Origin of the sequence: Sphingomonas sp. ERG5, assembly GCF_000803065.1 — a bacterium.
Lineage (GTDB): Bacteria > Pseudomonadota > Alphaproteobacteria > Sphingomonadales > Sphingomonadaceae > Sphingomonas.
Genome location: NZ_JSXI01000041.1, coordinates 64842 through 71731 on the forward strand (window position 1 = coordinate 64842; position 6890 = coordinate 71731).

8 protein-coding genes are annotated in these 6890 nt (G+C 65.1%); 5 read left to right on the forward strand and 3 right to left on the reverse strand.

Annotated features, from left to right (window positions below):
* Window positions 1-15 precede the first annotated feature (15 nt).
* The 3 genes from OO12_RS14785 to OO12_RS14795 all read left to right on the forward strand — a co-directional run bounded on the left by OO12_RS14785 (window position 16) and on the right by OO12_RS14795 (window position 2178).
* Window positions 16-915, forward strand: a complete 900-nt coding sequence (locus tag OO12_RS14785) for an ArdC family protein (RefSeq protein WP_034159475.1) — start codon at window positions 16-18, stop codon at window positions 913-915.
* Window positions 912-1184: a sigma factor-like helix-turn-helix DNA-binding protein gene (locus tag OO12_RS14790; protein ID WP_034159476.1), complete on the forward strand. Its 273-nt coding sequence runs from the start codon at window positions 912-914 to the stop codon at window positions 1182-1184. The genes OO12_RS14785 and OO12_RS14790 overlap by 4 nt, the downstream gene beginning before the upstream one ends.
* 70 nt (window positions 1185-1254) lie before the next feature.
* Window positions 1255-2178 carry a HEPN domain-containing protein gene (locus OO12_RS14795; protein ID WP_034159477.1) on the forward strand — a complete coding sequence of 308 codons (924 nt, stop codon included), beginning with the start codon at window positions 1255-1257 and terminating at the stop codon, window positions 2176-2178.
* A gap of 3 nt (window positions 2179-2181) precedes the next feature.
* Here OO12_RS14795 and OO12_RS28920 read toward each other — a convergent pair whose 3' ends face one another.
* From OO12_RS28920 to OO12_RS14805, 3 genes are read right to left on the reverse strand one after another with little or no spacing between them, the layout of a single operon-like run.
* A complete protein-coding gene (locus tag OO12_RS28920) occupies window positions 2182-2343 on the reverse strand; it encodes a hypothetical protein (protein WP_200887481.1) in 162 nt (53 codons plus the stop codon).
* Window positions 2344-2350: 7 nt separating this feature from the next.
* Entirely contained in the window at window positions 2351-2629 is a 279-nt protein-coding gene (locus tag OO12_RS14800; RefSeq protein WP_235364805.1) for a conjugal transfer protein TraD, read from the reverse strand.
* The gene (locus OO12_RS14805; protein ID WP_034159478.1) at window positions 2592-2915 is read right to left on the reverse strand and encodes a conjugal transfer protein TraD; all 324 of its coding nucleotides are present in this window, start codon (window positions 2913-2915) and stop codon (window positions 2592-2594) included. Before OO12_RS14805 ends, OO12_RS14800 begins: the two co-directional genes overlap by 38 nt.
* A gap of 170 nt (window positions 2916-3085) precedes the next feature.
* Between OO12_RS14805 and traA the strand changes: the two genes are divergently transcribed.
* On the forward strand, window positions 3086-6106 hold the full coding sequence (traA, locus tag OO12_RS14810) for a Ti-type conjugative transfer relaxase TraA (RefSeq protein WP_034159479.1): 3021 nt from the start codon (window positions 3086-3088) through the stop codon (window positions 6104-6106).
* Window positions 6103-6825, forward strand: coding sequence for a DUF6118 family protein (locus OO12_RS14815; RefSeq protein WP_052215899.1), 723 nt, complete (start codon window positions 6103-6105; stop codon window positions 6823-6825). The genes traA and OO12_RS14815 overlap by 4 nt, the downstream gene beginning before the upstream one ends.
* Window positions 6826-6890: the final 65 nt, after the last annotated feature.

Genomic DNA, 6890 nt, shown 5'->3' on the forward strand with positions numbered 1-6890 from the left:
AAGGAGTGAGGAGTGATGAGGACCGGAAATGAGCGTGCGAGCCTCTATGCCGAGGTGACGGCGCGGGTAATCGCCGAGCTGGAGGAAGGACGGCTGCCCTGGGTGCAGCCTTGGGATGCGGCGGCCTGCGGGTGCACCATGCCCGAAAATGCAGTTACCGGGCGGCGCTATTCGGGGATCAATGTCCTGATTCTCTGGGCGGCGGTGATCGAAGGTCGCTATGCTTCGCAGCGCTGGTTGACCTACCGGCAGGCGCAGGCGGCGGGTGGCAACGTCCGCAAGGGTGAGCGGGGAACGACCATCTGCTATGCGGATCGGTTCACGCCTAAGGACGAGGCGGAACGTGCGCGCGACGAGGATCGCGAGGCGCGGCAGCTGGCGTTCCTCAAGCGCTTCACCGTGTTCAATGTGGAACAGTGCGAGGGCTTGCCCGGGCGGCTGATCGAGTTGCCCGAGCTTCCAGCCGAGGCGGATATCCTGCCGCAGGTTCGGCGGCTGATCGACGCGAGCGGCGCGGACTTCCGGGTTGGCGGGGGCGAGGCCTATTATTCGCCAAGCGGCGACTATGTCGCGGTGCCGCCGCAGGCCGCGTTCGGCGAGCCGATCAACTGGTATCGCACCGCGCTCCACGAGCTTGGCCACTGGACCGGGCATCGCAGCCGGCTGGACCGCAACCAGCGTGGCGGGTTCGGCAGTGCCGATTATGCCCGCGAGGAATTGGTAGCGGAGATGGCAAGCGCCTTTGCCTGCGCATCGTTAGCGATCCAGCCGACGGTGCGGCACGCCGATTATGTCGGGTCGTGGCTGGCGGTTCTCCGCGACGATGAGCGGGCGATCTTCCGTGCGGCCAGTGCGGCCAGCAAGGCGGCCGACTATCTGCTCGCCTTCGCGCCTGCGAAGGAGGCGCGGTCATGAGCGAGAATCTCACCGAGGCCGAGATCATCGAGCGGCTCGAGGCCGGGCTTCAGCGCATGCCGAAGTTGCGGCGCGAGATCTTCCTCGCGATCCGGCTGGACGACCTGTCCTATGGCGAAATCGCCGAGCGCACCGGGCTCAGTACCAAACAGGTCGAGCGGCAATTTGCTCGGAGCATGGTCACGTTGCTCGAAGCGTTCGACGGGCGCCCGCCGGTGCCATGGTGGAGGCGTCTCCTGCGTCGGTTCGCTGGGAAGCTGCGGCGATGACGCTCGCGTGCCTCGCCGGCCTGTCCGGCGAGGCTGTCCCAAGTATGTTCATGCGGTTAGGATGACGCCCATGCAGACCAGTCTCGACCATCTTCCACCGGCCAAGCAGCGCGAGTTGGAGCGCGTCGTCCAAATCCTGTTCGAGGAGTTCGGCGACGCGACCGCTATCGCGACCTCCGACTGGAAGAAGAATGCGCGCATCCTCAAGGTCATCCTCTACGGCAGCTATGCGCGCGGTGGCTGGGTCGACGAGCCGCATACCGCCAAAGGCTATCAATCCGACTTCGATCTGCTCGTTATCGTCAACAACGAGAAGCTGACCGACCGCATCGAATTCTGGGCGACCGCCGAAGACCGGCTCGACCGCGAACTGGCGATCACCAAGACGCTACGCACGCCTGTCAACTTCATCGTGCACACGATGCATGAGGTGAACGATGGACTCGCACATGGCCGCTACTTTTTCATGGACATCGCCCGAGATGGCATCGCGCTTTATCAGAGCGAGGACACCGATTTTCACGAGCCCAAGCCTAAGACACCCGAGCAGGCGCTCGCCATGGCGCGGGAGTACTTCGAGGAGTGGTATCCGAGCGCAAGCGTGTTTCTCGATACGGCTAACGGATTGATCGAGAAGGGGCGAACCAAGGAGGCCGCCTTCATAATGCACCAAGCAGCCGAACGGCTGTACCACTGCGTGCTGTTGGTTTGCACCTTCTACACGCCGCACGTTCACAATCTCGGCTTTCTGCGCACCCAGGCCGAGCGGCTCGACCCGCGCCTGATTGACGCGTGGCCCCGCGACAGTCGCGCCGACCGCTCGCGCTTTCAGAAGCTCAAAGAGGCCTATGTGAAGGCGCGGTACTCAAAGCACTTCCGGATCAGCGAAGAGGAGTTGGCCTGGCTCAGCGAGCGCGTCGAGGTCCTCGGGCAAGCGGTCCAGATCATCTGCGAAGAGCGCATCGCCCAGCTGGAGCGCAGCGCCGCCGCCTGATTGTCAGGCGGCTTGTGCATCCTTCAGCGCACCTGCGATCATCGCGGCGAGTGCTTCTTCGGCGCGGGCGCGCGTTGCCTGTTCCTTCGACAGCAATTCCTGCCGCACCCACTCGGGCGTGCGCGCCATGATGGCGGTAATTGTCGCCTGAAGTTCGACCTGCATTGCGGCGCTATGGCGATGCTTCGCCACCATCGGCAAGCGCGAACGCGCGTTGTCCGCGACGCCGCCAAAGCGTGAGCACCTCGTCCCGATGTTTGCTGCGAAGATTCGCGGCGCCTTCCACCAGCAATCCAAAGATCACGGCGCGATCGTCATCGGTGAGTTCGACCAGCCCGGCCTTGGCGATCAGCCCGCCCAGTTCGATCAGCTGGCGCGTTCGCTCGCGGCGCTTCATGACCCAGGCGCGCGTGTCATTGCGCGCGATCCTGGCGCTGCGCCGATTGCGCATCGCCGTCGCTCTCCGAAGCGCCGCGCGTGTCGCTGCCAGCGCGCCCGCGAGCCTTGCGCGACCCTTGAAAGAAGGCCGCGCCCCGCTTGCGCCAGCCCTCCTTCGCGACTGTGTCGTTGGTCTCGACCGCGTCGAGCAGAGCGCCCGCCAGCTGCTCGACCGTCAGCGCATCCGCACCGGTCGCAACGACCAACTCGCCGAGCTGGTGCAGCCGCCGTTCCTTGAGCAGCTTCGCCTTGTCGTCGAGCGCCTTCAGTTCGGCGTCGAAATCGCGAGGTTTGCGCATCGACCTTCTTCCATTGCATGGCGAGGGCGACCTAATTATCGCTGGCATCGATCAGCGGCAACATCATGAAATCACTTGGGACTTCGCAGTCCCGAGAAAGATGAATTCTTTCGAGGGCGCGCTTATACGTCGTGCCGACGTCCCTTGTAGGGTGTAAGTGGATTGCCGCCATGGCGATCTACCACTTCTCGGCCAAGATCATCTCGCGCGCGGCGGGATCGTCGGCGCTGGCGTCCGCCGCCTACCGCTCTGCTTCGCGGCTGCACGACCAGCGGCTCGACCGGCATCATGATTTCTCGAACAAGGCAGGCGTCGTCCATTCAGAAGTGATGTTGCCGGAGGGCGCACCGGAGCATCTGTCCGATCGCGAAAGGCTGTGGAACGAGGTCGAGGCGGCCGAGAAACGGATCGACGCGCAGCTGGCGCGCGAGATCGAGTTCGCGATTCCCAGGGAGATGAACAAGGAACAGGGCATCGAGCTGACCCGCGATTTCGTGCGCGGCGAGTTCGTCGATCGGGGCATGATCGCCGACCTGAATGTCCACTGGGATATTGGTGCCGACGGTCTGGTGAAGCCGCACGCACACATAATGCTCACGATGCGCGACGTGAACGAGGACGGGTTCGGCAAGAAGAACCGCGACTGGAATCGCACCGACGTGTTGGAAAAATGGCGCGAGCGCTGGAGCGAACATGCAAACGAACGCCTCGCCCAGCTCGATATCGATGCACGGATCGATCATCGGTCGCTCGAAGCACAGGGGATCGACCTTGAGCCGCAGCACAAGATCGGCCCGGCTGCGTCGCGCATGGCAGCTCAAGGACTGGAATCCGAGTGCGTCGATGAGCATCGCGAGATCGCGCGCGCCAACGGCGAGAAGATTATCGCCAGTCCCGGGCTCGCGCTCGACGCGATCACGCGAACCCAGGCGACATTCACGACGCGCGACCTTGCCATGTTCGTGCATCGCCACAGCGAGGGCAAGGATCAGTTCGATCAGATAATGGCGGCGGTGCGCGCCTCGCCGGAACTGGTCGCGCTCGGCAAGGACGGGCGCGGCGAAGACCGGTTCACCAGCCGCGACATGATCGAGACCGAGCAGCGTCTCGCGCGGCAGACGCAAGCACTCGCGGAGCGGGAGCGCCATCGCGTTGCCGACCGCGACCGCGAGCGCGCCATCGTCAGCGCCGAGCGTCGCGGACTGGTGCTTTCCGCCGAGCAGCGATCGGCGTTCGAGCACGTCACCGATGCCAAGGATCTCGGTGTCGTCATCGGCTACGCCGGCACCGGCAAATCCGCGATGCTCAGTGTTGCGCGCGAAGCGTGGAAGCACGCCGGCTATCAGGTGCAGGGACTCGCGCTCTCCGGCATCGCGGCCGAGAATCTGGAAAGCGGCTCCGGTATCGCCTCGCGCACGATCGCGAGCCTCGAACATCAATGGTCCCAAGGGAGGGAATTACTCACCTCCCACCATGTGCTGGTGATCGACGAGGCCGGGATGATCGGCTCGCGTCAGATGGAACGCGTGATTGCCGAAGCCGAGAAGCGCGGTGCAAAGGTCGTACTGATCGGCGACACGGAGCAGCTGCAGGCGATCGAGGCCGGTGCCGCGTTCCGGGCCACCGCCGAGCGGCATGGCGGCATCGAGATCACCGAGGTCCGCCGCCAGCGCAAAGATTGGCAGCGTGATGCCGCCCGCCAGCTCGCCACCGGCCGCACGGGTGAGGCGCTCCACGCCTATCGCGAAGCTGGAATGGTGGTCGAGTCGGAGACGCGCGCGGTGGCGCGTGAGGCGCTGATTGACCGTTGGGATAGCGACCGCACCGGCGATCCGGCGCACTCTTCAATCATCCTGTCGCATACCAACGAAGAATGCGACGAACTGAATGGGCTGGCCCGGGATCGGATGAAGCGCGACGGGACGTTAGCCTCTGAAATCGCGGTCAAAACCACGCGTGGCGAACGCTTGTTTGCTGCCCAGGACCGCATCATGTTCCTTCGCAACGAACGCGAACTGGGCGTCAAGAATGGCTCACTCGGCACCATCGAACAGGTTGATCGCGCCCGCATGGCAGTGCGGCTCGACGATGGCCAGTACGTGGCGTTCGACATCAAGGACTATGCCGACGTCACCCACGGCTACGCTGTCACGATCCACAAGGCACAGGGCCTCACGGTCGATCGTGTGCATGTGCTGGCGACCCCGGGGCTCGACCGGCACGCCGCCTATGTCGCGCTGTCGCGGCATCGCGACGAGGTTCATCTCCACTATGGCCGCGACGACTTCGCCGACGAGCAGCGGCTCGCGCGCACGCTGTCGCGCGACCTGCCGAAGGATAGCGCTCTCGATTACGATCAGAGCGCGACCCGCTTTGCCGAACGCCGCGGGTTCGACCGGTCGCGGATTCTCGACACGCGCGCGCGCGAGCAGGTGGTCGATCGCAGCCACACCGCACCCGAACAACCGCGGCGCGGCAGGTTCGATGGTCTGCGGCTGCGCACCCCAGATGCCGAGCCGGCGCCGAAGCGCAGCCGGTTCGATGGCCTCAAGCTCTCAACGCCGACAGATCGAGCACCGGTCGAACGGCAATCCGCGCTCGGCACCGCGGTGCAGCGCTACGCGCGCACCGTTCGGGACATTGGCAGGATGACCGAGCAAGGCCTGCCCGCGCTCCAATATCAGAAGGCCGCAAAGGTGCAGGCTGCGCAGGCGCTCGACGCCGTGCACCGGCACGGCGCGCACGACCTCGATACCGCGTTTGCGCGCGAGCCCGGCATGGTGGCCGAGGCCGCCAACGGAGGCACCGCCAGCGCCATCCGCCAGATGCAGCTGGAGACCGAGCTTCGCTCCAATCCTGAGCTGCGCGCTGATCGGTTCGTGCAATCCTGGCAGCAGCTCCGTGCGCAGCGCGACAAGCTCAACGGCTGGCAGAATGAGGACGCGCGGGGCGTTGTCGAGAACCGCATGCGCACCATGGCGAAGGGCCTCGAAAAGGACCCGGCGCTCGGCGCCGCGCTCAGCCGCCGCGGCAGCGAGCTGCTTGGGCGTCAATGGTCACCGGAGTGGTCGCCCGGGAGCCGTGATGGCGGCATCGGCGCCGCGATCGGCCATCAGGCGCGAACGCGATCGGTCATCCAGCAACTGACGTTCTCGATCGACCGAGGGCGCAACCTTGGAATCGGACTATGAATGCTGAAACCACCGTCCAGCCCGCCGGCGACATCGACGATCCGGAGGTCGCGTTCGAGGCGATGACCCGAAAACTTGCGGGACTGACGGCGGCGGTCGAAGGGTTCGCGGCGCGGCAGCAGGAACTGCATGCCCGTGATTACGGGGCAGATCTCGTGAAGATCCAAGAGCAGTGGGCGGAGATCGTCCGTGCATTCAAATCCCTGAAGGAGAAGCCGGGGATCGCGCTCACGCCCGAGACCCTCGCGCCGCAGATCGCGGAAGCGGGCGCGAGGGTGCGCGCTGCCGATCATCAGGCTTGGGACGACGCCAACCGGGAGCTTGGTGGAGCGATACAGTCGCTCAAGGGCGTGGTGGCGTCGGCGATGAAGGCCGAGACGCAGAGACTTTGGATCGTCGGCGCAGCGACTGCGGCGTTGGCGGTGGGATTTGCGTTAGGTACGGTCGTACCGACGAGGATCGCGCAGTCGGTGCCGGAGAGCTGGCATTGGCCGGAGCAGCACGCGGCGGACGTGCTAATGCGCGGCGAATGGGACGCTGGGATGCGGCTGTTGCGGGTGGCTGATCCGGCTCGGTCGCGCGAGTTGGATGACGCGGCGGTTTTCGTGAAGGACAATGCCGAGGCGCTGGCGGATTGTCGTAGCCGTGCCGCGAAGTGTACCCATCCGGTGAGGGCCGCGACGGCGATCGATCCTACCGGCCGCGATGAATGGCGATGAGGTTTTCGAGGTTTTCGATACCGAAGTCGGAGAACGCGATGATGCCGTCAGGGTGGGCGACGTCG

Bases quoted from the DNA above. Each gene is read 5' to 3' on its own strand.
- OO12_RS14785 (WP_034159475.1), top strand. From the start codon at position 16: ATGAGGACCGGAAATGAGCGTGCGAGCCTCTATGCCGAGGTGACGGCG.
- OO12_RS14790 (WP_034159476.1), top strand. From the start codon at position 912: ATGAGCGAGAATCTCACCGAGGCCGAGATCATCGAGCGGCTCGAGGCC.
- OO12_RS14795 (WP_034159477.1), top strand. From the start codon at position 1,255: ATGCAGACCAGTCTCGACCATCTTCCACCGGCCAAGCAGCGCGAGTTG.
- OO12_RS28920 (WP_200887481.1), bottom strand. From the start codon at position 2,343: ATGCAGGTCGAACTTCAGGCGACAATTACCGCCATCATGGCGCGCACG.
- OO12_RS14800 (WP_235364805.1), bottom strand. From the start codon at position 2,629: ATGCGCAATCGGCGCAGCGCCAGGATCGCGCGCAATGACACGCGCGCC.
- OO12_RS14805 (WP_034159478.1), bottom strand. From the start codon at position 2,915: ATGCGCAAACCTCGCGATTTCGACGCCGAACTGAAGGCGCTCGACGAC.
- traA (WP_034159479.1), top strand. From the start codon at position 3,086: ATGGCGATCTACCACTTCTCGGCCAAGATCATCTCGCGCGCGGCGGGA.
- OO12_RS14815 (WP_052215899.1), top strand. From the start codon at position 6,103: ATGAATGCTGAAACCACCGTCCAGCCCGCCGGCGACATCGACGATCCG.